Genomic DNA, 24,890 nt, shown 5'->3' on the forward strand with positions numbered 1-24,890 from the left:
ATTTCCTTCATGACGCAGGGATCTTTCCGAGCAAATTCCCCTCCAAGGGGTTTCAAACTGTGACTTGCACGGCCCATCACATTCAACAAGGAAGACAACGATGAATAGCCCCTGCTTGCCTGCTTCGAACGAACAACTGCTGTGGCTCCTGGCGCTGCGCCGGGCCCTGGCCAGTCAGCGCTGAAGACGCCATCGCGGGGCAAGCCCGCTCCCACAAGCGCCCCCACTTTTGCGGGAATGGGCTGCGTAGGAGCGGGCTTGCCCCGCGATAGGGCCGGAGCTGCCGGTCCCTCTTCAAGCCAGCTCAAACAAAAACGCCGACGCAAAATGCGTCGGCGTTTCTCGTACCAGCCCGCGTATCAGAACGCCGGCAGTACCGCGCCGCTGTACTTCTTCTCGATGAATGCCTTCACTTCCGGGCTGGTCAGCGCCTTGGCCAGCTTCTGGATAGCCGCGCTGTCCTTGTTGTCCGGGCGGGCGACCAGGAAGTTCACGTACGGCGAATCGCTGCCTTCGATCACCAGGGCGTCCTTGGCTGGGTTCAGGCCGGCTTCCAGGGCGTAGTTGGTGTTGATCATGTCCAGGTCGACCTGATCCAGCACACGCGGCAGCATGGCCGACTCAAGCTCCTTGAACTTGAGCTTCTTCGGGTTCTCGGCGATGTCCTTCGGCGTGGCGAGGGCGTTCTTCGGATCCTTCAGGGTGATCAGCCCGGCCTTCTGCAGCAGCAGCAAGGCACGGCCACTGTTGCTGCCCTCGTTGGGGATGGCCACGGTGGCGCCGTCCTTCAGCTCGGCCAGGCTCTTGACCTTCTTCGAGTAGCCACCGAACGGCTCGACATGCACGCCGACCACGGTTTCCAGATGGGTGCCTTTGCCTTCGTTGAAGTTCTTCAGGTACGGCAGGGTCTGGAAGTAGTTGGCGTCCAGGCGCTTCTGGTCGACCTGCACGTTGGGCTGGACGTAGTCGGTGAAGACCTTGATCTCCAGGTCCACGCCTTCCTTGGCCAGTGTCGGCTTGATCAGTTCGAGGATTTCCGCGTGCGGCACAGGCGTGGCGGCGACCACCAGTTTTTCAGCGGCGTTGGCGAGGCCCGTGAACGACAGGGCGGCAGCCAGGGCGGTGGTCAGCAGGGTCTTTTTCATGGTGATCCTTGTTCTATAGCTGGGCCATCGCAGATGGCGACGTCGGGTGCCCATCCGTTCGGGTGGGCGTGCAACGGACAATACCGAGAATTTTTATTCCGTAACAATATCTTTTGATTAGCTGCTTATTCCAAAAACAACTGGCCATCATGGCCTTTGGTCATGAGCGCCAGCGCGCCGCTCTAAGGCGCGGTTTCACCCAGTCGCGCCAGGGCTTCGCCCAGCAGCCCACGCAGTTCAGCAAGGGTCTGCGCCTCGCCGCCACGGCGTAGCTGTTCCAGCTGTCGCGCCAAGTTGGCCAGGGGGCTGGTGTCCGGCAGGTCAAGGTGCTCCGGGAGGATTTCATCGCCGTCGCTCACCAACAGGGCGAAGTGAATGACGTTCTCCAGCTCGCGGGTATTACCCGGCCAGGCGTGGGCTTCCAGCGCCTGCTGGGCGGCCTCGCTGATCAGGGGTAGCGGCCGATCCAGGCGCACGCTGTAGATGCCCACGAAATATTCGGCCAACGGCAGGATATCGCCGACCCGCTCGCGCAGCGCCGGCAGTTCCAACTCGCCCTCATGCAGGTAGTGATACAGCCGCTCGTTGAAGCGGCCGGCCCGCACCGCCTGGGCCAGGTCGATGCTCGACGCGGCGACCAAACGCACATCCACCGCCTGGGGCTGGGTGGCGCCGACGCGGGTCACTTCGCGATTTTCCAAGGCCGCCAGCAGCTTGCCCTGGATCGCCAGGGGCAGGTCGGCGATCTCGTCCAGATACAACGTGCCGCCATTGGCCGAGCCGAACCATCCGGCACGGCTGCTGGCAGTACCACCCTGGCTACCGGCGCTGTAGCCGAACAGCTCGGCATCGGCGTAGGTCGGGCTGATGGCCGCGCAGCTGACCGAGACGAACAGCCCGCCGCGGTCACTGGCGCGGTGGATCTGCCGGGCCAGCAACTCCTTGCCGGTGCCGGTCTCACCACGGATCAACACAGGCAAGGGTTGTGGCGCCAGCCGCTCCAGGGCCTGGCGCAGCGCCTGGGAGCGCGGGTCGACGAACACCAGCGCCTTGGCGCGGATGCTCAGCGGGCTCTTGTCCAGTTCGGGGAAGGTCAGCAGCGGCTGACCGAAAGGGGTGTGAAATGTCATGGAATACTCCCGCCCCGGCCGCAAGCGGTCGAGGGATTCAGCTCGGTCGATGAAACCTGTGGATCAGGCGCGGCGCAGGGCGCGCTGGTCGACACGGGCCTGCAGCCGGTAGAGATAGGCAAAGCCTTGCTCCCAGCGCTGGTGCCCGGACTTGACGTTGATATGCCCGGCGTTGGCCAGCAGCCCGGCTTCGGCGCCCCAGGCCTGCGCCAGGTACAACGCGCGCGGCACGCTCACCGCCGGGTCGTTGTCGGAGCTGACTACCTGGCTCGGGAACGGCAGGGCCTGCAGGGGAATCGGCGCAAAATTGCGCAGGGCCGGCGCGCAGTTCGGCCGCTCGACATCCGCTGGCGCCACCAGCAGCGCGCCGCGCACCCGGTGCAGCAGCTCCGGACTAGCCTGGGCGGCCCAGTGGGCGACCGTGATGCAGCCCAGGCTGTGGGCGATGAGAATCACCGGCGAGCGTTCGGCGGCAATCGCCTGCTCCAGCGCCTGGACCCAGTCGCGCCGCTGTGGGGTCAGCCAGTCATGCTGCTCGACCCTGGCGCTGTTGGGCAGGCTGCGCTGCCAGTGACTCTGCCAATGGTTGTCTGGCGATCCTTGCCAGCCCGGCACAATCAGGTAACGAATCGACTCATTGCGCATGGGAACGCCTCCGGAAGTTTGCGTGCTTGGAGGCAAGTATAGGGAGAGGGTTATATTCGTAAAGGAATAAGAAGCTATTTATTAATAACCAAAATTCAACATGGCAGAGGCTTGGCTTCGCGCATAAAAAAAGGGCCACCCCCTGCCAAGGAAAATGGCCCCTAAGCACTTGCCTGAAGAAGGTATCGCCGGTCAGCGAGCAGTGATCACCGCCAGCTTGCTGATCCCGGCACGCTCGATCGCCGCCATCGCCCGGGCGACCTCGCCGTAGTTCACACCATCGTCGGCCTGCAGCTGCACACGCAGCTCGGCGTCCTTGTCCTTGGCAGCCTTGAGGTTGGTTTCCAGCAAGTCGGGCTGGATCTCGTCCTTGTTGATGAACAGCTTGCCGCGGCCATCGATGCTCACCACCAGCGGATCTTTCTGCTCCACCGGGGCCACGGCCTCGGTCTTGGGCAGGTTGATCGGGATGGCGTTGGTCAGCAATGGCGCGGTGACGATGAACACCACCAACAGCACCAGCATGACGTCCACCAATGGCGTGACGTTGATTTCACTCAACACTTCATCGCTGTCCTGGGTCGAGAAGGCCATCTCAGGAGGCCTCCTTCACCGGCTGGGTGAAACCGGCCTGCGGCCTGTGCACCGCCGGGTGCACCAGCACGCGGAAGGCGCTCTTCTGCGCCAGGCTGTAGAAGTCGTGGGCGAAGTCGTCGAGGTCCGCCGCGGTCAGCTTCAGGCGACGGAGGAAATAGTTGTAGACCAGCACCGCCGGCACCGCGACGGCGATACCCACGCCGGTGGCCACCAGTGCGGCACCGATCGGCCCGGCCACGGTCTCCAGGCTTGCCGAGCCCGCCGCGCTGATGCCCTTGAGCGCTTCCATGATGCCCCACACCGTGCCGAACAGGCCGATGAAGGGCGAGGTGCTGCCGATACTGGCGACCACAGCCAGGCCGGTCTCCAACGAACGGCGCTCGCGAACGATCTGCTGGCGCAAGGCGCGTTCCAGGCGATCCTGGTGGTTGATGGCCTGGCTGAGGTCACTGGCCTGGCCAGCCTCGCCAACCGCGATCGCCGCAAAGCCCGCTTGGGCGACACGGGCGGCCGGGCCAGGCAGGTCGTGGGCGGGCTCGGCGGCGGAGTCGAGACTGGACGCAGCCCAGAACTGCTGGTGGAAGCGCTTGTCCTGGTTTTTCAGGCGCACGAACTGCACGACCTTGACCAGGGCCAGCGCCCAGGTGGCGATGGAGAAACCGACCAGCAGCCAGATGACCGCGCCTTCAACGGATTCGAGGGGAGATGCCAACAAGCTCATGATGAAGTCCTTCCTGTGTGCGCTCGCAAGTTAACGAAGCTTGAAATCGATCGGTACGCTGACCCAGCCCACCTGGGCCACGTCGCCCTGCTTGGCCGGGACGAAGCTCCAGCGCTTCACCGCCGCCAGCGCGGCGGCGTCCAGGGCATCGCGGCCACTGCTCTTCTGGATCTGGATCTGCCCCGGCTTGCCGCTGGGCAGCACCTCGACGCGCAGCAGCACGGTGCCTTCCCAGCCACGGCGCTGGGCCATCTGCGGATATTCCGGCGCTGGGTTCTTGAGGTACGCGGCGTTGGCCGAGGCAGGGGTCACTGGCGCAGGCGCGGGTGGCGCAGGTGCCGGCGCCGGGGGTGCTGGCGCGGCGACCGGTGTCGGCGGTGGCGCCTCGACGGGTTTAGGCTGCGGCTTGGGCACTGGCTTGGGTTTCGGGACCGGCTTGGGCGCGGGCTTGACGGCCAACTCGTCGACAACCGGTGGCGGCGCAGGCGCGACCACGGGCGTCGGCGCAGGCGGCTCGACCACAGGCGGTGCGGGGGCCGCGAACTCGATGGTCATGGGCGGAATCTTCGGCGGGATGACCGGCAGCTGGGGAGTCGGCTGATGGCTGACCCAGTACGCCGCCGCGCCATGCAGCACCAGCACCAGCAGGCCCAGCGCCAGCTTGTCGCGACGCTTGAGGCCACTGACCGGCGTACGCTGCAGGCGCAGCTGGCCAAGCGGCAGGCGCAGCGTGCGTCCGAGCTCGACCAAGTCACCCGGTGCCGGGCGCCATGGCTGGTCGTAGGCCCTGACGGCCGTCTGGACATTGCCCATTGCTAAAACTCCTGGGGTGCTTGATTCAGGTGGTGGCTGAATCATCGGGCCCAAAGACTTAGCTCATAAAGTAATGTTTAAAGTTAAAACTAGATCTTTTTAATCTAAATGTTTTACCAAGTTCCTTGCAGGGCCCGCTAGCAAAGGCCTGCAGCCGACCTGTGCTTTTTGGATGCCCTAAGGGCATATGAAAAATGCTCGAATGGCATGCTTGCCCCGCGATTACGTCCGTCCAGGCAATAAAAAACCCGGGACCATGCCCGGGTTTTTCATCTCAAGCGCCAGCTCAGATATCCGCCACCTTCTGCCACACCTTCGGGCGGAAGAACAACGTCTCCCCCCGCGCCAGCCCGGTCAGGCTGTCGTGGTCCTTGACCACTTCGGCCTCGATCAGCTCGCTCTGCCCTTCCACCTTCAGGGTCACCCGGGTGGTCGCGCCCAACGGACGGATATCGCGGACCTCGGCGGCATGGTGGCCTTCGGTCTCATGGCGCGACAGCGACACCTCGTGCGGACGGAACAGCACATGGTGGCCTTCGCTGAGCGCCAGGCGGTTGGAGTCACCAAGGAAGTGATAGACAAAGTCGTTGGCCGGCTTCTCGTACACCTCGCCAGGCGAACCGATCTGCTCGATCACGCCCTTGTTCATCACCACGATGCGGTCAGCGACTTCCATCGCTTCTTCCTGGTCGTGGGTCACGAACACCGAGGTCAGGTTGATATCCTCGTGCAAACGCGCCAGCCAGCGGCGCAGTTCCTTGCGCACCTTGGCATCCAGCGCCCCGAACGGCTCGTCGAGCAGCAATACCTTGGGCTCCACCGCCAGGGCACGGGCCAGGGCAATACGCTGGCGCTGACCACCGGAAAGCTGCTCGGGGTAGCGGTCGGACAGCCAGTCGAGCTGGACCATGTTCAACAACTCATGAACCTTCTCGGCAATCTTGCTCTCGCTCGGACGCTCGCCCTTGGGTTTCATGCGCAGGCCGAAGGCGACGTTGTCGAACACGCTCATGTGGCGGAACAGCGCGTAGTGCTGGAACACGAAGCCGACATTGCGATCGCGCACGTCGTGGCCGGACACGTCCTCGCCGTGGAACACGATGCTGCCGTTATCCGGGGTCTCGAGGCCGGCGATGATGCGCAAAAGGGTGGTCTTGCCGCAACCTGACGGGCCGAGCAGGGCCACCAGCTCGCCGCTGTGGATATCCAGGTTGATGTTGTCCAGGGCCTGGAAGCTGTTGAAGCGCTTGCTGACGTTACGAACTTCGATCGACATGAATCATTCCTCCGCGGCGCTGTGGCGCAGGCGGTTAATACGGTTCTCGCTCCACTGCTTGAGCAGCAGGATGAAGAGCGCCAGGATCAGCAGCAGGCTGGCCACGCTGAAGGCCGCGACATGGTTGTACTCGTTGTAGAGGATCTCCACATGCAGCGGCAAGGTGTTGGTGACGCCGCGGATATGCCCGGACACCACCGACACCGCGCCGAACTCGCCCATGGCCCGGGCGGTGCACAGCACCACGCCGTAGATCAGGCCCCATTTGATGTTCGGCAGCGTGACGTGCCAGAACATCTGCCAGCCGTTGGCGCCGAGCAGGCGCGCGGCCTCCTCTTCCTGGGTGCCCTGCTCCTGCATCAGCGGGATCAGCTCACGGGCAACGAACGGCACGGTGACGAAGATGGTCGCCAGGACGATGCCCGGCAGGGCAAACACGATCTGGATATCGTGGTCCTGCAGCCACGGGCCGAACAGCCCCTGGGCGCCAAACATCAGCACGTAGACCAGACCGGCGATCACCGGCGACACCGAGAACGGCAGGTCGATCAGGGTCACCAGGATACTTTTGCCACGGAAGCTGTACTTGCTCACGCACCAGGCGGCGCTGACCCCGAACAGCAGGTTCAGCGGCACCGAGATGGCCACCGCCAGCAGAGTGAGCTTTAGCGCAGACAACGCGTCGGCCTCGAAGATCGCCTCGAAGAAGGTGCCGAAGCCGTTTTTCAGGGCTTGGGACACCACGATCACCAGCGGCAGGGCCAGGAACAGCGCAAAGACGATCCAGGCCAGGGTGATCAGCACGCGACGCGAAGTGGCACTGCCACGCCGGGCGGCGTTGGCGGCGGCGGTCGCGCCAATGGAAGACGAAGACATTAGCCGGCCTCCTTCAAGGGGTTTCGATGCGCCGCTGCAGCAGGTTGATCAGCAGCAGCAGGATGAAGGAAACCACCAGCATCAGCACGCCGATGGCAGTGGCGCCGGTGTAGTCGTACTGGTCGAGCTTGACCATGATCAGCAGCGGCAGGATCTCGGTCTTCATCGGCATGTTGCCGGCGATGAAGATCACCGAGCCGTACTCGCCCACGCCGCGGGCGAAGGCCAGGGCGAAGCCGGTCAGCCAGGCCGGCAACAACGCCGGGGCCAGTACATGGCGGAACACCTGCAAAGGTTTCGCGCCCAGGCAGGCGGCGGCCTCCTCGACTTCACGCGGGATATCGGCCAGCACCGGCTGCACCGTGCGCACCACGAACGGCAGGGTGACGAAGGTCAGCGCCAGGGTGATGCCCAGGGGGGTGTAGGCGATCTTGAAACCAAGATCCGTGGCGAACTGACCAACCCAGCCCGCAGGGGCGTACAAGGCGGTCAAGGCGATGCCGGCCACGGCCGTGGGCAGGGCGAACGGCAGGTCGATCATCGCGTCGATGACCTTGCGCCCGGGGAAGGTGTAGCGCACCAGCACCCAGGCCAGCAGGGTACCGATCACGCCATTGATGATGGCGGCGAACAGGGCGGTGCCGAAACTCAGTTTCAGCGCGGCGATGACCCGCGGCGCGCTGACGATGTTCCAGAACTGCTCCCAGGTCAGCTGCGAGGCATGAATGAACATGGCCGCCAGCGGTATCAGCACGATCAGGCTGAGGTACACCAAGGTGTAGCCCAGCGTCAGCCCGAAGCCGGGTATGACGGGGGAAATGCGACGTGACATAAAGGTCCCTGGTTGAACGCACGAAGCCCGGGAGTCATCCCGGGCCGGTGCAGGCTACTGAAGGGTTTTGTTTGCGGGGCTGCTGCGCAGCCCCGCTCCTGTTCATTTCATTGCCGATCACTGTGCCTGATAAATCTGGTCGAACACACCGCCATCGTTGAAGAACTTCGGCTGCGCAGTCTTCCAGCCACCGAAGTCCTTGTCGATGGTCACCAGGTCCAGTTTCGGGAACTGCTTGCCGAATTCGGCGGCAACTTTCTCGTCACGCGGACGGTAGAAGTTCTCGGCGGCGATCTTCTGGCCAGCCGGGCTGTACAGGTGCTTGAGATACTCCTCGGCGATCTTCTCGTTACCCTTCTTCTCGGCGTTCTTGTCGACCACCGCCACCGGCGGCTCGGCCAGGATCGACAGCGATGGCACGACGATCTCGAACTTGTCGCTGCCGCCGTCTTCCTTCAGCGCCAGGAAGGCTTCGTTTTCCCACGCCAACAGCACATCGCCCTGGCCGTTGTTGACGAAGGTGATGGTCGAGCCGCGGGCGCCGGTATCGAGCACCGGCACGTGCTTGAACAACTCCTGCACGTAGGCCTTGGCCTTGACTTCGCTGCCGCCGGTCTTCAGGCCGTAGGCCCAGGCGGCGAGGAAGTTCCAGCGGGCGCCGCCGGAGGTCTTCGGGTTGGGCGTGATCACCGAGACGTCTTTCTTGATCAGGTCGCCCCAGTCCCTGATGCCTTTCGGGTTGCCCTTGCGCACCAGGAACACGATGGTCGAGGTGTACGGCGTGCTGGCGTCCGGCAGGCGCTTCTGCCAGTCCTCCGGCAGGGTCTTGCCGAGCTTGGCAATCTCGTCGATGTCGCCGGCCAGGGCCAGGGTCACAACATCGGCGCGCAGGCCGTCGATGACCGCGCGGCCCTGCTTGCCCGAACCGCCGTGGGACTGCTGGATCTTCACCTTGTCGCCGGGGTTGGCGGCTTGCCAATGCTTGATGAACTCGGCGTTGTACTGCTGGTAAAGCTCGCGGGTCGGGTCATAGGACACGTTCAGCAATTCGTAGTCCTTGGCGATCGCGGAACCGGCAAAAACGGCACTGGCCAGGGCGGCAAGCGCATAACGGCGGATGGACATGGTGAAGCTCCCGATTGGCATTTTTCTAGTTTTGAAGGGGTGCGGTGTCAGCCGGTCTTGTTGCCGGGCTGCTGCAGGCGGAACTTCTCCTTGCGTTCGATCTGCACCACCTGGGCGTTGTGCACGGTGATCTCCACCGCGCCAAAGCGCAGGTCGCGCAGGGCACTCTGGATTTCACGCAGAATGGTGGCTTCGTCCTGACCGTCGATGCTGCGCAGAGATGCACTCATGCTCGTTCTCCTGTGAGTAAGGGAGCCGGGCAGAGGTTTTGAAGGGGATTTGCGCCTGGCTTGAGGGCAATACTAGTGAGGCGCGGATATTCTTAAAAATACTGTTTAAGAATGTTTATATAACTTCTTTTACGAATCGTGGGAGCGGGCTTGCCCCGCGATGACTCACCATCGTCATCGCGGGGCAAGCCCGCTCCCACGAAGCACGCGTCAAGACTCGTGCTTTGGCTCGCGAATCTTGTACCAGGCCACATACAGCGCCGGCAGGAACAACAGCGTCAGCAGCGTTGCACTGATGATGCCGCCGATCATGGCGTAGGCCATCGGCCCCCAGAACACCTCCCGGGCAATGGGGATCATGCCCAGGCTCGCCGCCGCGGCAGTCAGCAGGATCGGCCGGCGACGGTGGTTGGTCGCCTCAACCACCGCATCCCACGGCGCGAAGCCCTGCTCCTCGAACTCGTCGATCTGGGTCACCAGGATCACCGAGTTGCGGATGATGATGCCGATCAGCGCGAGGATCCCGAGGATCGCCACGAAGCCCATCGGCGTGCCCGTGGGTACCAGCGCCAGGACCACGCCGATCAACCCCAGCGGCGCCACGCTGACCACCAGGAACAGCTTCTGCACGCTGTGCAGCTGGATCATCAGGAAGGTAGCCATGAGGAAGATCATCAGCGGCACCACCTGGCGGATCGGCCCCTGGGCCTTGGCGCTCTCCTCGACGGTGCCGCCGGTGGCCACCTCGTAGCCGGCCGGCAGTTGGCTGGCGAACTTGTCGATATCCGGCTTGAGCTGCGCCACCAGGTCGGTGGGCTGGATATCGCCGCTGACCGAGGCCTTGATGGTGATGGTCGGCTTGCGGTCGCGGCGCCACACCAGCGGCTGCTCGAGCTCGTAGCGCACGGTGGCGAAGGCCAGCAGCGGGATCGAGGTGCCGCTGGGGCTGACGATCTGCAGGTTCTGCAGGGTGTCGGGCGAGCCACGCTCGCTGTCCTCGGCACGGGCGACCACGTTGATCAGGTAGATGTTGTCGTTGACCTGGGTGATCGGCACGCCGGTGACGATGCTATTCATCACGTTGGCCACGTCCTCGGAGGACAGCCCAAGCTGGCGTGCCTTGTCCTGGGCGATCTCGACCCGCAGCACCTTGCCCGGCTCGTTCCAGTCGTAGATCATCTCGCCGATGTGCTCGTTCTGGTCGAGCAGCGTGGCCAGGTCGATGGCATGCTTGCGCACCTGGTCGATGTCCTTGCCGCTTACCCGGTACTGGATCGGCCGGCCCACCGGCGGGCCCATTTCCAGCGACTGCACGTTGGTGCCAATGCCGACGAAGTCCCGGGTCAGGCGCTCCTGCAGGCGCTGCATCAACCCGCCGCGCTCCTCCAGGCCCTTGCTGACGATGACGAACTGGGCGTAGTACGGGTTCTGCAACTGTTGGTCCAGGGGCAGGTAGAAACGGATCGCGCCCTGACCGATGTAGGTGCTCCAGCTGACGATGTCCGGGTCGTCCTTGAAGGTCGCCTCGAAGCGGTCGACCACCTTGCGCGTCTCCTCGATCGAGGCGTTCTGTGGCAGGTTGAGGTCGACGAGGATTTCCGGGCGGTCCGACGAGGGGAAGAACTGGTTCTGCACGAAGCGCATGCCCAGCACCGACAGCACGAACAGTACGATGGTGCCGATCACCGTCACCCAACGATGCCGCAGGCACCACAGCAGGCCATGCTCGAAAGCGCGCCCCACCCGGCCGGGTTCGGACTCGTGGGCCTTGAGCTTCTTGCTGTCGAGAATGTGCACACCCAGCACCGGGGCAAAGAACACCGCGACGACCCATGACACCAACAGGGCAACAGCGATCACCGCGAACAGGGTAAAGGTGTACTCGCCCGCGGAGCTGGCGTTCAGGCCGATCGGCACGAAACCGGCCACGGTCACCAAGGTGCCGGTCAGCATTGGGAAGGCGGTCGAGGTATAGGCGAAGGTTGCCGCCTGTTCCTTGGTCTCGCCCATTTCCAGGCGCGTGACCATCACCTCCACGGTAATCATCGCGTCGTCCACCAGCAGGCCCAGGGCGATGATCAGCGCGCCGAGGGAGATCCGCTGCATGGTGATGTCGGTGTACTCCATGAACACGAACACCATGGCCAGCACCAGCGGGATCGAGCAGGCCACCACCAACCCGGCACGTACCCCGAGGCTGACGAAACTCACCACCAGCACGATCACCACCGCCTCGAACAGCGCGCTGGTGAAGCCACCGACCGCCTGCTTGACCACCACCGCCTGGTCGGAGACGGTGTGCACCTCGACGCCCACTGGCAGGTCGTTGGTGATCTGGTCCATGCGCTCGCGCAGCAGCTGGCCGAACACCTGCATGTTGCCGCCGGCCTTCATGCCGATGGCCAGGCCGATGGCGGTCTGGCCGTTGTAGCGGAACATTGGCGACGGCGGATCGACGTAGCCACGCTCGATATCGGCAATATCGGCCAGGCGGAAGAAGCGGTCGTTGATGCGCAGGTTGACGGTCTCCAGGTCCTTCTCCGAGGCGAACTGCCCGGTGGTGCGCACCGAGATGCGCTCGGGCCCGGCCTCGATCACCCCGGCGGGGGTCACTGCGTTCTGCGCCTGCAGGGCCTGCATCACCTGGCTCTGGTCGATGCCGAAAGAGGCCAGCTTGCGCGTGGAGAAGTTCAGGTAGAGCACTTCGTCCTGGGTGCCGATCAGCTCGATCTTGCCGATGTTGGGCACATCGCGCACCTCGGCGCGCACCTGCTCCACATAGTCGCGCAGCTGGCGCAGGGTCAGGCCGTCGGAGGTGAAGCCGTAGATCGAGCCATAGACGTCGCCGAACTCGTCGTTGAAGCCCGGGCCCTGGATATCCTTGGGGAACTGGCCGCTGATGTCCTGGATCTTCTTGCGCACCTGGTACCAGATCTCGGGGATGTCCTTGGCCTTGGTGGTATCGCGCAGGTACACGTAGACCGTGGACTCGCCAGGCCGGGTGTAGCTTTTCACGTAGTCGAGCGAGTCCAGCTCCTCGAGTTTCTTCTCGATGCGGTCGGTGACCTGCAGCAGCGTCTCGTCCTGGGTCGCGCCCGGCCAGCGGGTCTGGATCACCATGGTCTTGATGGTGAACGACGGGTCTTCCTCGCGCCCCAGGTTGAGGTAGGAGAACACCCCCATCACCAGGCTGACGGCCATCAGGTACCAGACGAACGACTGGTGCCGCAGCGCCCATTCGGAGAGGTTGAAGCTTCCTTTCATCGTGCGTCCTCGTCGAATGTGACCTTCTGGCCGGGCTTGAGGATATTGACGCCAGCGGTGACCACGCGCTCGCCGGGCTGCACGCCGGCGGCCAGGACGATGCGCTGCTCGTCACGCTCCAGCAGTTGCACGTCGCGGATGGCGACCGTTTTCTGCTGTGGGTCGACCACCCACACCTGGGTCTTGCCGTCACGCTCCAGCAGCGCGGTGCGCGGCAGTTCGCTGCGCGGGCTGACCGCCGAGCTCAGGGTCACGCTGACAGCGGTGCCGAGGTGGAAGGTGTCCGGGGTGCTGGCCAGGGTCAGCCGGGCGCGCCGGGTGCGGGTGGTGGCATCGGCCTGAGGCTCCAGCTCGCGCAAGGTGGCAGTGGTGCTGATGCTCGGCTCCAGCTGCAGGGCGACGGTGAAGGTCAGGTCCTTGCTCAGCTGTTCGGCGAGGTAGGTGGGCAGGTCGATCACTGCCTCCTTCACATCGGGCCGCGCCAGGGTGACCACCGCCTGGCCGGCGCTGACGGTCTGCCCGGCCTCGGCCTGCCAGGCGGTGACCACGGCGGCATGGTCGGTGCCCAGGGTGCTGTAGTCGAGCTGGTCGCGGGCCTGGCTGACCGCCGAGCGCGCCTGCTCCAGCGAGGCGCCGGTGGTCTTCAGGTTGGTCTGGGCGATATCCAGCTGGGCCTGGGCGCCGACGCCGCGGTCGTACAGCTGCTGCTGGCGACGGGCGTCGGCCTGGGCGTTGATCCACTGCGCCTGCACCTTGGCCAGGTCACCTTCGGCGGCGCGCAGCTGGTTCTGCTGGTCGGTCGGGTCGAGAGTGGCCAGGGTATCGCCGGGTTTCACCTGGGCGCCGACATCGACCCAACGCCGGGCGATGCGCCCCGAAACACGAAAACCCAGGGTGCTCTCGAAGCGCGCCTGGATGGTCCCGGCAAAGCGCCCCAGTTGCGCCTGCACCTGGGGTTCGACCACGGTGGAGAGCACCGGACGAATTGGCTCGACCTGCTCCTGGTCACTGCCGCAGGCGGCCAGCAGCAGCGCTGCCGGCAGCACGATCATCAGGCGGTTCATTGCGCACCTCCGGCATCCCGGGCGTCGATCCTCTGCACCTGCATGCCCGGGTGCAGCAGCTGGGCGCCGCCAACCACCACGGTCTCGCCGCCCTTCACGCCCTCGGCGATGACGACCTTGCCGGTGAGGTAGCGTGCCACCTGGACCTTGCGCAGCTCGACCTTGTCACCCTCTCCCACCACCCACACCGCCGGTTCGTGCAAGGCCTTGGTCAGCGCCGCCCACGGCAGCTCGATGCTCGGCCGGCTCTGGGCGTTGGTCGCGGCGGTGACGGGTGAGCCGAGCTGCATGCCCGAGGGCACGTCACGCAGGGCTACCTTGACCTGTACGGTACCGCTCTGCGCCGAAACGGTCGGGGTGATCTCGCGCACATGGCCCTTGGCCTGGATCTTCGGGTTGTCGAGCAGGCTGACCGTCACCCCTTCTTCGCTCGGCCCGCCCACCAGCAGCGATTCATACACGTTGAACACCGCGTCGCGGTCGCCATCCACGGCCAGGCTGAAAATCGGCATGGTCGCCTGCACCACCTGGCCGACCTCGGCCTGGCGGGCGGTGATCACGCCATCGGCCTCGGACACCAGTGCGGTGTAGCTGAGTTGTTCGTTGGCATTGGCCAACTGCGCCTGGGCGGCCTTGAGCGCGCTCTGGCTGCTGCGCAAGGCAGCTTCGGCGGCGTCGTACTCGCTCTGGCTGGTATAGCCCTTGGGCAGCAATTTCTGCTGGCGGACGAAGGCGGCGCTGGTCTGGGTGACGCGCGCCTGCTCGGCGAACACCTCGGCCTTGGCCGAGTCGACGCTGTTCTGCAGGTCTTTCGGGTCCAGCCGCGCCAGCACCTGGTTGGCCTTGACGTGATCGCCCACATCGACGCTGCGCGCGATGATCTTGCCACCCACGCGGAACGACAAATCAGTCTGCACCCGCGCCTGTATGTCACCGGTCAAGGTGACCCTGGCGGCGAAGTCGGTGGGTTTGACTTGCTGCACCACGACCCGCGGCAGCACCGGGGCGGCTTCTTCCTGGCTACAGCCCGACAGCATGAACAGCAGCCCCAGGCAAACGACCATCGGCGGACGCGTTACCGTCATGCAGGCTCCTTTGCTTCTTCGAATGGTGGGAGGGATGCGTTTGAAAGCGTAGATCAGGGATCGACAAACGGCATTGGTCAGGGTTCAACAAAGCGAGACGGTATCGGCGATACTGCCGTCCGACCGCTCAAGGATGCCGCCTATGCTCACCACCCTGGCCATTGCCAATTACCGCTCGATCAACCAGCTGGTGCTGCCGCTGGGGCAGCTCAACGTGATCACCGGCGCCAACGGCAGCGGCAAGTCCAACCTGTACAAGGCTTTGCGCCTGCTGGCCGAAACCGCCCGCGGCGGCGTAGTCAACGCGCTGGCTGCCGAGGGCGGGCTGGAATCGACCTTCTGGGCCGGCCCCGAGAAGCTCACCCGGCGCATGCTCAACGGCGAGGTGCCAGTGGAAGGCGGGCCACGCCAGCAGGCCCGGCGCCTGAAGATGGGTTTCGCCGGCGAAGACTTCGGCTACGCGATCAGCCTCGGCCTGCCCGAACCCAGCCGGTCAAAGTTCGCCCTGGACCCGCAGATCAAGCAGGAGACCATCTGGGCCGGCCCCTTGTGCCGCCCGGCCAGCCAGTTGGTGCAGCGCAACGCAGGGATGGTCAAGGCCCGCGACGGGCGCCAATGGCAGGTGCTGCACCAGCACATGACCGAGTTCGACAGCCTGTTCGACCAGGTCGGCAGCCTCCAGGGCTCCCCTGAGGTGCCGCATCTGCGCGAACAGATCCGCAGCTGGCGCTTCTACGACCATTTCCGTACCGATGCCGAAGCTCCAGCCCGGCAATCACGGCTGGGAACGCGCACGCCGGTACTGCATCACGACGGCCGCGACCTCGCCGCCGCGCTGCAGACCATCGACGAGATCGGTGACCTGCAGGCTCTGCAGGACGCGGTAGGCGACGCCTTTCCCGGCGCCCGGCTCGCGGTCGACGCCCAGCCCGGTGGCCTGTTCGGCCTGCGTTTTCATCAGGCCGGGCTGCTGCGGCCGCTGAGCGCCGCTGAGCTGTCCGACGGCACCTTGCGCTACCTGCTGCTGGTGGCCGCCCTGCTCACGCCGCGCCCGCCGAGCATGATGGTGCTCAACGAACCGGAAACCAGCCTGCACCCGGACCTGCTGTCGGCACTGGCACGCCTGATCCGCCGCGCGGCGCAGCACTGCCAGGTATGGGTGGTGTCGCACGCGCCACGGCTGGTGGCAGCGCTGGAGGAGGAAGAGGGCTGCAACTCGATCCACTTGGAGAAAACGCTGGGACAGACCGGGATCGTCGGGCAGGGCATGCTCGATGAACCGGCCTGGTACTGGCCGGATCAGGGCTGAAAACATCGCGGGGCAAGCCCACTCCCACAGGGATTCATCACCCTCGTGGGAGCGGGCTTGCCCCGCGATTTGGAACGACTCAGGCCTGCGCTGCGGCCTGGGCCGGACGACGTACCTGCGGCTGCGAGACGTTCGCTGCGGCGCCCTCCTCGATTGCCTGCTGAATCGCCCGACGACGACGTTCTTCGGCCTGACGGCTGAAGTACCAGACCATGAAGGTCACCAGCGACACCGACAGCAGGATCAGGCTGGCCACGGCGTTGATCTCCGGCTTCACGCCCAGGCGCACGGCCGAGAACACTTCCATCGGCAGGGTGGTCGAGCCCGGGCCGGAGACGAAGCTCGCCAGCACCAGGTCATCCAGCGACAGGGCGAACGACATCATGCCGCCCGCCGCCAGCGACGGCGCGATCATCGGGATGGTGATCAGGAAGAACACCTTCCACGGCTTGGCACCCAGGTCCATGGCCGCTTCTTCGATGGACAGGTCCAGTTCACGCAGGCGCGCCGACACCACCACCGCCACATAGGCGGCGCAGAACGTGGTGTGGGCGATCCAGATGGTGACGATGCCGCGCTCCTGCGGCCAGCCGATCATCTGCGCCATGGCCACGAACAGCAGCAACAGCGACAGACCGGTGATCACCTCGGGCATCACCAGCGGCGCGGTGACCAGGCCACCGAACAGCGTGCGGCCCTTGAAGCGGGTGACCCGGGTCAGCACGAAGGCCGCCAGGGTACCCAGCGCCACCGCGGCGATCGCCGTGTAGCAGGCGATCTCCAGCGAGCGCATCACCGAACCCATCAGCTGGGTGTTGTCGAGCAGGCCGACGTACCACTTCACCGACCAGCCGCCCCATACCGTCACCAGCTTGGAGGCGTTGAACGAGTAGATCACCAGGATCAGCATCGGCAGGTAGATGAACAGCAAGCCGAGCACCAGCATCAGCTTGGAGAAACTGAAGCGTTTCATGCGCGGCCCTCCATCTCTTTGGCCTGGCTGCGGTTGAACAGCAGGATGGGCACGATCAGGATCGCCAGCATCACTACCGCCAGCGCGGATGCCACCGGCCAGTCACGGTTGTTGAAGAACTCTTGCCACAGCACCTTGCCGATCATCAGGGTTTCCGGGCCGCCGAGCAGTTCAGGAATCACGAACTCGCCCACCACCGGAATGAACACCAGCATGCAGCCGGCGATGATGCCGTTCTTCGACAGCGGCACGGTGATCTTCCAGAAGCTGTTGAAGGTGCTAGAACCGAGGTCCGATGCGGCTTCCAGCAGGCTTTCGTCGTGCTTCACCAGGTTGGCGTACAGCGGCAGGATCATGAACGGCAGGTACGAATAGACCACGCCGATATACACCGCCAGGTTGGTGTTGAGGATCTGCAGCGGTTGGTCGATCAGGCCCAGCCACAGCAGGAAGCTGTTGAGCAGGCCGTTGTTGCTGAGGATGCCCATCCAGGCATAGACGCGGATCAGGATCGCGGTCCACGTCGGCATCATGATCAGCAGCAGCAGGACGGTCTGCGACTCCTTCCTGGCCTTGGAGATGGCGTAGGCCATCGGGTAGCCGATCAACAGGCAGAGCAAGGTGCTGAAGAAGGCGACCTTGAGCGACCCGAGGTAGGCCGCGATGTACAGCTCGTCTTCGGTCAGCAGGCCGTAGTTGGCCAGGTTCAGCACCAGCTGGACCTTGCCTTCCAGGTAGGTGTAGATCTCGGTGTACGGCGGGATCGCCACATCGGCTTCGGCGAAGCTGATCTTCAGGACGATGAAGAACGGCAGCATGAAGAACAGGAACAGCCAGATGAACGGCACGCCGATCACCATGTGCCGTCCCTCGGGGACAAGACGCTGGAAGGCTCGCTTGAGCTTGCGGATTTTCATGACCGCAGTACCACGCCGCTGTCATCTTCCCACCACACGTAGACTTCGTCGTCCCAGGTCGGGCGGGTGCCCTGGCGCTCGGCATTGGCGACGAACGACTGGACGATCTTGCCGCTGGGCAGCTCGACGTAGAACACCGAATGGCCGCCCAGATAGGCGATGTCGTGGACCTTGCCGCGCGACCAGTTGTGCTCGCAGGTCGGCTGCTCGGTGGTGACCAGCAGTTTCTCGGGGCGCAGGGCGTAGGTGATGTGCTTGTCCTCGACCGAGGTGGTGACACCGTGGCCGACGTAGATCTTGCGCTCCAGCTCCGGGCTGGCGATGACCGCATGGCCTTCGGCATCGTCGACCACTTCGCCTTCGAACAGGTTGACGTTGCCGATGAACTCACAGACCAGGCGGCTGGTCGGGGTTTCATAGATATCGATCGGGCTGCCGATCTGGGCGATCCAGCCCAGGTGCATGATGGCGATGCGCTGGGCCATGGTCATGGCCTCTTCCTGGTCGTGGGTCACCATCACGCAGGTCACGCCCACGCGCTCGATGATCTCCACCAGTTCCAGCTGCATCTGCGAGCGCAGCTTCTTGTCCAGCGCACCCATCGGCTCGTCGAGCAGCAGCAGTTTCGGGCGCTTGGCCAGCGAACGGGCCAGGGCCACGCGCTGGCGCTGGCCACCGGAGAGCTGGTGCGGCTTGCGCTTGGCGTACTGGGTCATGTGCACCAGCTTGAGCATCTCGGCCACGCGGGCCTCGATCTCGGCCTTGGGCATCTTGTCCTGCTGCAGGCCGAAGGCGATGTTCTGCGCCACGGTCATGTGCGGGAACAGCGCGTAGGACTGGAACATCATGTTGATCGGCCGCTCGTAGGGCGGCATGTCGGTGATGTCGACGCCATCGAGGAAGATCCGCCCTTCGGTCGGACGCTCGAAACCGGCCAGCATGCGCAGCAAGGTGGACTTGCCGGAACCGGAGCCGCCCAGCAAGGCGAAGATCTCGCCCTTGCGGATTTCCAGGGACACATCGTCCACGGCTACCGTTTCGTCGAACTTTTTCGTGACCCGGTCGATCTTGACCAGCACCTGCTTGGGTTGCTGGCCACCCTCGAGGGCTTTCTTATAGGCACCGGAGGCAACTGCCATGAGTGAAACTCCCAACAAGATTTGTGTGCCCGCCGCTGCGCTGGCGGGCCTGGATTGTTACTTGCCCGACTTGACCTTGGTCCAGCTGCGGGTCATCAAACGTTGCACCTTGGGTGGCAACTCGGCGTTGACGAACATCTTGTCCAGCACTTCCTGCGGTGGGTAAACCGCGGCGTCAGTCCTCACGGCCTGGTCCATCAGGTCGCCAGCCTTGGGGTTCGGGTTGGCGTAACCGACGTAATCACTGACCTGGGCGATAACCTCAGGTTTCAGCAAATAGTTGATGAAGGCGTGGGCCTCCTTGACGTTGCTGGCGTCCTTGGGGATCGCCAGCACATCGAACCAGAGGTTGCCGCCTTCCTTGGGAATGGCGTAGGCCAGCTTCACGCCCTTCTTCGCTTCTTCAGCGCGGGCCTTGGCCTGGAACACGTCGCCGGAGAAGCCGGCGGCCACGCAGATATCGCCGTTGGCGAGATCGGTGATGTACTTGGATGAGTGGAAGTAAGTCACGTAGGGACGCACGGCCAGCAGTTTCTTCTCTGCATCGGCGTAGTCCTTGGGGTTGCTGCTGTTGGGGTCGCGGCCCATGTAGTTGAGCACCGCCGGCAGCATCTCGTCGGCGGAGTCGAGGAAGGCCACGCCGCACTTGCTGAGTTTCTTCATGTTCTCGGGCTCGAACAGCACCGCCCAGGAATCGATCTTGTCGGTGCCCAGCGCCGCCTTGACCTTCTCGACGTTGTAGCCGATGCCATTGGTGCCCCACAGGTAGGGGACGGCGTACTGGTTGCCCGGGTCGTTCTTCTCCAGGCGCTTCATCAGCGCCGGGTCGAGGTTCGCATAGTTGGGCAGCAGGTCGCGGTCGAGCTTCTGGAACGCGCCCGCCTTGATCTGCTTGCCGAGGAAATGGTTGGACGGCACGACCACGTCATAGCCGGTGCGCCCGGCCAGCAGCTTGCCTTCCAGCGTCTCGTTGCTGTCGAAGACGTCGTATTTGGGCTCGATCCCGGTTTCCTTCTGGAAATCGGCGAGCGTGGTGGGGCCGACATAGTCGGACCAGTTGTAGATGTGCACCGTGGGCGCCGCTTGGACGCTGCAAGCCAGCGTCAGACCCGCTCCGGCCATCAAGGCCTGGCGAAAAACAGAAATAGACAAGTGGGTGGTCCTCACAATCAGTGCCTTTGCGGGCAGTAAACCTCGGCCGCACACGCAAAACCGGCGCGCAACTTACCTTCACGGCGTGGATGCCGCAAACTTATTTGCCTTTACTGGCCTCTGGGCCGGAAAAGCCCGGCCCAGAGGTTGCCGCATCGGGCTTACTTGCCCGACTTGATCTTGGTCCAGCTGCGGGTGATCTCGCGCTGGGCGGTCTTCTCTGGCGCCTTGATCGCGTAGAGCTGCGCCTTCACTTCCTCGGAAGGGTAGATCGCCGCATCGCTGGTAATGTCCTTGTCGACGAACTCGGTGGCTGCCTTGTTACCGTTCGGGAAACGCACGGCGTTGGTAATACCGGCCATCACTTTCGGCTGCAGCAGGTATTCCATGAACTTGTAGGCGGCGTCGACGTTCTCGGCATCTTTCGGGATGGCGACCATGTCATAGAAGGTGCCGGCACCTTCCTTCGGAATGACATAGCTCAGCTTGACCTTGTCGCCGGCCTCGTGGGCACGGGCCTTGGACTGCTCCAGGTCACCCGAGTAGCCAACGGCCACGCAGATGTTGCCGTTGGCCAGGTCCGAGATGTACTTGGAAGAGTGGAAGTAGGTAATCGAAGGACGGATCTTCAGGAACAGGTCTTCTGCTGCCTTCAGGTCTTCCTTCTTGGTGCTGTCGCTCGGCTTGCCCAGGTAGTGCAGCGCGGCAGGGATCATCTCGGTCGGCGCGTCGAGGAAGCTCACGCCGCAGCTCTTGAGCTTGGCGATGTTCTCTGGCTTGAACACCACGTCCCACGAGTCGATCTTGTCCACGCCCAGCGCGGCCTTGACCTTCTCCGGGTTGTAGCCGATGCCGATGGAACCCCACATGTACGGGAAGGCGAACTTGTTGCCCGGGTCGCTGGCGTCGCCAACTGCCTTGAGCAGGGCCGGGTCGAGGTTTTTCCAGCTAGGCAGCTTGGAGCGGTCCAGCTCCTGGTAGACGCCGGCCTTGATCTGCTTGGCCAGGAAGTTGTTGGACGGCACGACGATGTCGTAGCCCGATTTGCCCGCCAGCAGCTTGGCTTCGAGGGTCTCGTTGCTGTCGAAGACGTCGTAGACGACCTTGATGCCGGTCTCTTTCTCGAAGTTGGCCACGGTGTCCGGAGCGATATAGTCCGACCAGTTGTAGACGTGCAGCACCTTGTCGTCAGCCTGAACAGCGGTGGCCATGGCACCCATCAGGGCGGCGGCCAGCAGCGTCTTGCCCAATTTCTTCATGCGTAATGCTCCAGAATTTATTATCAAGCCATCTGTTCAGCAGCCAGGTCCCACGGGTCACGCACTGGGCGACTAAACAGCCGTTAGTCTGGCAAGTTACAAGGCGCTGTTTCAACAAAAGCAGCACCTGTAACGGACTTAATGTCACCTCGCCAGCCTAGCAGACCGTCATTTAATCGCTTCGTACGTCAAATCCAGGCACTTGCGCGCCTTTTCCACCAGTTCGTCCACCTCTGCGCGGCTGATCACCAGCGGCGGCGCGATGATCATGGTGTCGCCGACGGCGCGCATGATCAGGCCATTTTCGAAGCAGAAGTTGCGGCAGACCATGCCCACGCCCTTGCCCTCGTAACGGCTGCGGGTGGCCTTGTCCTTGACCAGCTCGATCGCGCCGAGCAGGCCCAGGCCGCGCACCTCGCCCACCAGTGGGTGGTCCTGCAGCTCACGCAGTCGTTTTTGCAAGTAGGGTGCCACTTCATCGCGGGCCTTCGCGACGATCTGCTCGTCACGCAGGATGCGCAGGTTTTCCAGGCCCACCGCCGCCGCCACCGGGTGGCCGGAATAGGTGAAGCCGTGGTTGAAGTCGCCACCTTCGCTGATCACCTTGGCTACCTTGTCACGCACGATCACACCGCCCATGGGGATGTAACCGGAGGTCAGGCCCTTGGCGATGGTCATCAGGTCGGGCGCAAGATCGTAGTAATCGGAGCCGAACCACTCGCCGGTGCGGCCGAAACCACAGATCACTTCGTCGGCGACGAACAGGATGTCGTACTTGGCGAGGATCTCCTTGACCTTCGGCCAGTAGGTCTCTGGCGGAATGATCACGCCGCCGGCGCCCTGGATCGGCTCGGCAATGAAGGCGGCGACGTTGTCTTCGCCGACTTCGAGGATTTTCTTCTCCAGCTGCTCGGCCGCCCATACCCCGAATTCGTCCGGGGTCATGTCGCCACCCTCGCCGAACCAGTACGGCTGCGGGATATGCACGATGCCCGGGATCGGCAGGCCACCCTGCTCGTGCATGCCGCTCATGCCGCCCAGGCACGCGCCGGCGAAGGTGGAGCCATGGTAGCCGTTGATGCGGCCGATGATGGTCTGCTTGTGCGGCTTGCCCTTGAGCGCCCAGTAGTGGCGGACCATGCGCAGCACGGTGTCGTTGCCTTCGGAGCCGGAGCCGGTGAAGAACACATGGGTCATGCCCGCGGGGGCCACGTCGGTGATCGCCTTGGCCAGCTCCAGCGCCGGCGGGTGGGCGGTCTGGAAGAACAGGTTGTAGTACGGCAGCTCGCGCATCTGCTTTTCTGCCGCCTGCACCAGCTCTTCACGGCCATAGCCGACCGCCACGCACCATAGGCCGGCCATGCCGTCGAGGATCTTGTGCCCCTCGCTGTCCCACAAATGCACACCCTGCGCCTTGGTGATGATGCGCGGCCCCTTTTCCTTCAGCTGTTTGTAGTCGCTGAAAGGTGCAAGGTGGTGCTCGCCGCTCAGGGTTTGCCATTCACGGGTTTGCGGGTTGTTGACGCTCATGTGCTTCTCCATGGTCCGGTGGCCGCGCCTTGGGCGGCCTCAGGGTTGATCACACAGCAAACAGCAGGAACTCTCGCTCCCAGGAGCTGATGACGCGCTTGAAGTTCTCGTGCTCGGCGCGCTTGGTGGCGACGTAGCCTGTGATGAATTTCTTGCCCAGGTACTGCTCCAGCGCGCGGCTGACTTCCATGCGCTCGAGGGCGTCCTCGATGGTCAGCGGCAGGCGCAGGTTACGGCGCTCGTAGCCACGACCCTGCACCGGCGCGCTGGCCTCGATGCCTTCGACCATGCCGATATAGCCGCACAGCAAGCTGGCGGCGATGGCCAGGTAGGGGTTGGCGTCGGCGCCCGGCAGACGGTTCTCGACCCGGCGGTTCTGCGGCCCGGCATCCGGTACGCGCAAGCCGACGGTGCGGTTCTCTTCGCCCCACTCGACGTTCACCGGCGCGGAGGTGTCCGGCAGGAAGCGGCGGAACGAGTTGACGTTGGGGGCGAACAGCGGCAGCGCCTCGGGGATGAACTTCTGCAAGCCGCCGATGTGGTTGAGGAACAGCTCGCTCATGCTGCCGTCGGCGTTGGAAAAGATGTTCTTGCCGGTGACGGCATCAACCACGCTCTGGTGCAGGTGCATGGCGCTGCCCGGTTCGCCGGTCATCGGCTTGGCCATGAAGGTGGCGGCCACGTTGTGCTTGAGCGCCGCCTCACGCATGGTGCGTTTGAACACCAGGATCTGGTCGGCCAGGTGCAGCGCGTCGCCATGACGGAAGTTGATTTCCATCTGCGCCGTGCCGTCCTCGTGGATCAGCGTGTCGAGGTCCAGCTGCTGCAGTTCGCACCAGTCGTAGACGTCCTCGAACAGCGGGTCGAATTCGTTGGCCGCCTCGATGGAGAACGACTGTCGGCCGGTTTCCGGGCGGCCGGAACGACCCACCGGCGGCTGCAGCGGAAAGTCCGGGTCTTCGCTACGCTTGGTCAGGTAGAACTCCATCTCGGGCGCGACGATCGGCTGCCAGCCCTTGTCGGCGTAGAGTTTCAGGACCTTCTTCAGCACGTTGCGCGGCGACAGCTCGACCGGGTTGCCCTTCTTGTCATAGGTATCGTGGATCACCTGGGCGGTCGGCTCGATGGCCCATGGCACGAGAAACACCGCGTTCTCGTCGGGGCGGCAGATCATGTCGATGTCGGCCGGGTCGAGCAGTTCGTAATAAATGTCATCGTCGACGTAATCGCCGGTCACGGTCTGCAGCAGCACACTCTCGGGCAGGCGCATGCCCTTTTCGGCGATGAATTTGTTGGTGGGCGAGATCTTGCCGCGAGTGATGCCGGTCAGGTCGCTGATCAGGCACTCCACTTCGGTGATCTTGTGCTCTTTCAACCAATCGGTGAGCTGGTCGAGGTTGTTACTCATAAATACCTCAGGAGGTAATGTGGCGCGGTTGGCGGCAACCGGCGGCCACTGACGCCAGGCGTCGGACAAAGTCGGCGCGCAGCGCGCCGAGGGGCCTGGACAGGCCCGCGCCTTGATTCTGGATGCTGTGCATGGCTAAAGCAAAAACCCTCGCGCAGGACGACAATGGATACACGCCATGGGCGCGCGTCCGGACAGAAAGCGAAGGGCAGAAGGAAAGGAGGTGTTGCGCTAAAGCGTTACGAGGCATGGCTTTTTCAAGCGAACCGTCAATTATTGCGGCCAGCGCGGCGCCCCTTCGAAGCAGGCGTGCAGTGACCGGACGGTAACCGGGAGATGTACCTGAACGCACCGTGCATGCGGTGCTGGCAGGTCTCGACAGGCGGACCATGTGACCCTC

General features: G+C 63.9%; 22 protein-coding genes. 1 reads left to right on the plus strand and 21 read right to left on the minus strand.

Going from position 1 to position 24,890, the window contains the following annotated elements; all coding sequences use genetic code 11:
• Nucleotides 1-359 precede the first annotated feature (359 nt).
• From ABZO33_RS01665 to ABZO33_RS01730, 14 genes are all read right to left on the minus strand, one after another.
• The gene (locus ABZO33_RS01665; protein WP_414534600.1) at nucleotides 360-1,145 is read right to left on the minus strand and encodes a MetQ/NlpA family ABC transporter substrate-binding protein; all 786 of its coding nucleotides are present in this window, start codon (nucleotides 1,143-1,145) and stop codon (nucleotides 360-362) included.
• Between the two features lie 182 nt (nucleotides 1,146-1,327).
• Complete coding sequence (locus ABZO33_RS01670) at nucleotides 1,328-2,275, minus strand: sigma 54-interacting transcriptional regulator (RefSeq protein WP_414534601.1); 948 nt, start codon at nucleotides 2,273-2,275, stop codon at nucleotides 1,328-1,330.
• Between the two features lie 63 nt (nucleotides 2,276-2,338).
• Nucleotides 2,339-2,920, minus strand: coding sequence for an alpha/beta hydrolase (locus ABZO33_RS01675; RefSeq protein WP_414534602.1), 582 nt, complete (start codon nucleotides 2,918-2,920; stop codon nucleotides 2,339-2,341).
• Between the two features lie 192 nt (nucleotides 2,921-3,112).
• Complete coding sequence (locus ABZO33_RS01680; protein ID WP_414534603.1) at nucleotides 3,113-3,514, minus strand: ExbD/TolR family protein; 402 nt, start codon at nucleotides 3,512-3,514, stop codon at nucleotides 3,113-3,115.
• Between the two features lies 1 nt (nucleotide 3,515).
• Nucleotides 3,516-4,238 carry a MotA/TolQ/ExbB proton channel family protein gene (locus ABZO33_RS01685; RefSeq protein ID WP_414534604.1) on the minus strand — a complete coding sequence of 241 codons (723 nt, stop codon included), beginning with the start codon at nucleotides 4,236-4,238 and terminating at the stop codon, nucleotides 3,516-3,518.
• Between the two features lie 30 nt (nucleotides 4,239-4,268).
• Nucleotides 4,269-5,051: an energy transducer TonB gene (locus tag ABZO33_RS01690; protein WP_414534605.1), complete on the minus strand. Its 783-nt coding sequence runs from the start codon at nucleotides 5,049-5,051 to the stop codon at nucleotides 4,269-4,271.
• A gap of 286 nt (nucleotides 5,052-5,337) precedes the next feature.
• A complete protein-coding gene (locus tag ABZO33_RS01695; RefSeq protein WP_011536261.1) occupies nucleotides 5,338-6,327 on the minus strand; it encodes a sulfate/molybdate ABC transporter ATP-binding protein in 990 nt (329 codons plus the stop codon).
• Nucleotides 6,328-6,330: 3 nt separating this feature from the next.
• Nucleotides 6,331-7,203, minus strand: a complete 873-nt coding sequence (cysW, locus tag ABZO33_RS01700) for a sulfate ABC transporter permease subunit CysW (protein WP_414534606.1) — start codon at nucleotides 7,201-7,203, stop codon at nucleotides 6,331-6,333.
• A gap of 13 nt (nucleotides 7,204-7,216) precedes the next feature.
• Nucleotides 7,217-8,035 (minus strand): sulfate ABC transporter permease subunit CysT, encoded by an 819-nt coding sequence (cysT, locus tag ABZO33_RS01705; protein WP_023629656.1) that lies wholly within the window; start codon nucleotides 8,033-8,035, stop codon nucleotides 7,217-7,219.
• Between the two features lie 117 nt (nucleotides 8,036-8,152).
• Nucleotides 8,153-9,160: a sulfate ABC transporter substrate-binding protein gene (locus ABZO33_RS01710; RefSeq protein ID WP_414534607.1), complete on the minus strand. Its 1,008-nt coding sequence runs from the start codon at nucleotides 9,158-9,160 to the stop codon at nucleotides 8,153-8,155.
• A gap of 47 nt (nucleotides 9,161-9,207) precedes the next feature.
• Nucleotides 9,208-9,390 (minus strand): sulfur starvation response protein OscA, encoded by a 183-nt coding sequence (gene oscA / locus ABZO33_RS01715; protein WP_003258557.1) that lies wholly within the window; start codon nucleotides 9,388-9,390, stop codon nucleotides 9,208-9,210.
• 210 nt (nucleotides 9,391-9,600) lie between these two features.
• Nucleotides 9,601-12,654 carry an efflux RND transporter permease subunit gene (locus tag ABZO33_RS01720; RefSeq protein WP_414534608.1) on the minus strand — a complete coding sequence of 1,018 codons (3,054 nt, stop codon included), beginning with the start codon at nucleotides 12,652-12,654 and terminating at the stop codon, nucleotides 9,601-9,603.
• A complete protein-coding gene (locus ABZO33_RS01725; RefSeq protein WP_414534609.1) occupies nucleotides 12,651-13,718 on the minus strand; it encodes an efflux RND transporter periplasmic adaptor subunit in 1,068 nt (355 codons plus the stop codon). The genes ABZO33_RS01720 and ABZO33_RS01725 overlap by 4 nt, the downstream gene beginning before the upstream one ends.
• Nucleotides 13,715-14,803, minus strand: a complete 1,089-nt coding sequence (locus ABZO33_RS01730; protein WP_414534610.1) for an efflux RND transporter periplasmic adaptor subunit — start codon at nucleotides 14,801-14,803, stop codon at nucleotides 13,715-13,717. The genes ABZO33_RS01725 and ABZO33_RS01730 overlap by 4 nt, the downstream gene beginning before the upstream one ends.
• 142 nt (nucleotides 14,804-14,945) lie before the next feature.
• Here ABZO33_RS01730 and ABZO33_RS01735 point away from each other — a divergent pair, with 142 nt between their 5' ends.
• Nucleotides 14,946-16,112: an AAA family ATPase gene (locus ABZO33_RS01735; RefSeq protein ID WP_414534611.1), complete on the plus strand. Its 1,167-nt coding sequence runs from the start codon at nucleotides 14,946-14,948 to the stop codon at nucleotides 16,110-16,112.
• Nucleotides 16,113-16,191: 79 nt separating this feature from the next.
• Here ABZO33_RS01735 and ABZO33_RS01740 read toward each other — a convergent pair whose 3' ends face one another.
• The 7 genes from ABZO33_RS01740 to ABZO33_RS01770 all read right to left on the minus strand — a co-directional run bounded on the left by ABZO33_RS01740 (nucleotide 16,192) and on the right by ABZO33_RS01770 (nucleotide 24,490).
• Nucleotides 16,192-17,085, minus strand: a complete 894-nt coding sequence (locus tag ABZO33_RS01740; protein WP_414534612.1) for an ABC transporter permease subunit — start codon at nucleotides 17,083-17,085, stop codon at nucleotides 16,192-16,194.
• Nucleotides 17,082-18,002 (minus strand): ABC transporter permease subunit, encoded by a 921-nt coding sequence (locus tag ABZO33_RS01745; protein ID WP_414534613.1) that lies wholly within the window; start codon nucleotides 18,000-18,002, stop codon nucleotides 17,082-17,084. Before ABZO33_RS01745 ends, ABZO33_RS01740 begins: the two co-directional genes overlap by 4 nt.
• On the minus strand, nucleotides 17,999-19,141 hold the full coding sequence (gene potA, locus ABZO33_RS01750) for a polyamine ABC transporter ATP-binding protein (RefSeq protein ID WP_367857626.1): 1,143 nt from the start codon (nucleotides 19,139-19,141) through the stop codon (nucleotides 17,999-18,001). The genes ABZO33_RS01745 and potA overlap by 4 nt, the downstream gene beginning before the upstream one ends.
• A 57-nt stretch (nucleotides 19,142-19,198) precedes the next feature.
• The gene (locus tag ABZO33_RS01755) at nucleotides 19,199-20,293 is read right to left on the minus strand and encodes a polyamine ABC transporter substrate-binding protein (protein WP_046853739.1); all 1,095 of its coding nucleotides are present in this window, start codon (nucleotides 20,291-20,293) and stop codon (nucleotides 19,199-19,201) included.
• Nucleotides 20,294-20,454: 161 nt separating this feature from the next.
• Nucleotides 20,455-21,552 carry a polyamine ABC transporter substrate-binding protein gene (locus tag ABZO33_RS01760; protein WP_414534614.1) on the minus strand — a complete coding sequence of 366 codons (1,098 nt, stop codon included), beginning with the start codon at nucleotides 21,550-21,552 and terminating at the stop codon, nucleotides 20,455-20,457.
• 168 nt (nucleotides 21,553-21,720) lie between these two features.
• Nucleotides 21,721-23,082 (minus strand): aspartate aminotransferase family protein, encoded by a 1,362-nt coding sequence (locus ABZO33_RS01765; protein WP_414534615.1) that lies wholly within the window; start codon nucleotides 23,080-23,082, stop codon nucleotides 21,721-21,723.
• Nucleotides 23,083-23,131: 49 nt separating this feature from the next.
• A complete protein-coding gene (locus ABZO33_RS01770; RefSeq protein WP_414534616.1) occupies nucleotides 23,132-24,490 on the minus strand; it encodes a glutamine synthetase family protein in 1,359 nt (452 codons plus the stop codon).
• Nucleotides 24,491-24,890 lie beyond the last annotated feature (400 nt).

Origin of the sequence: Pseudomonas sp. CAM1A (assembly GCF_047501685.1) — a bacterium.
Lineage (GTDB): Bacteria > Pseudomonadota > Gammaproteobacteria > Pseudomonadales > Pseudomonadaceae > Aquipseudomonas.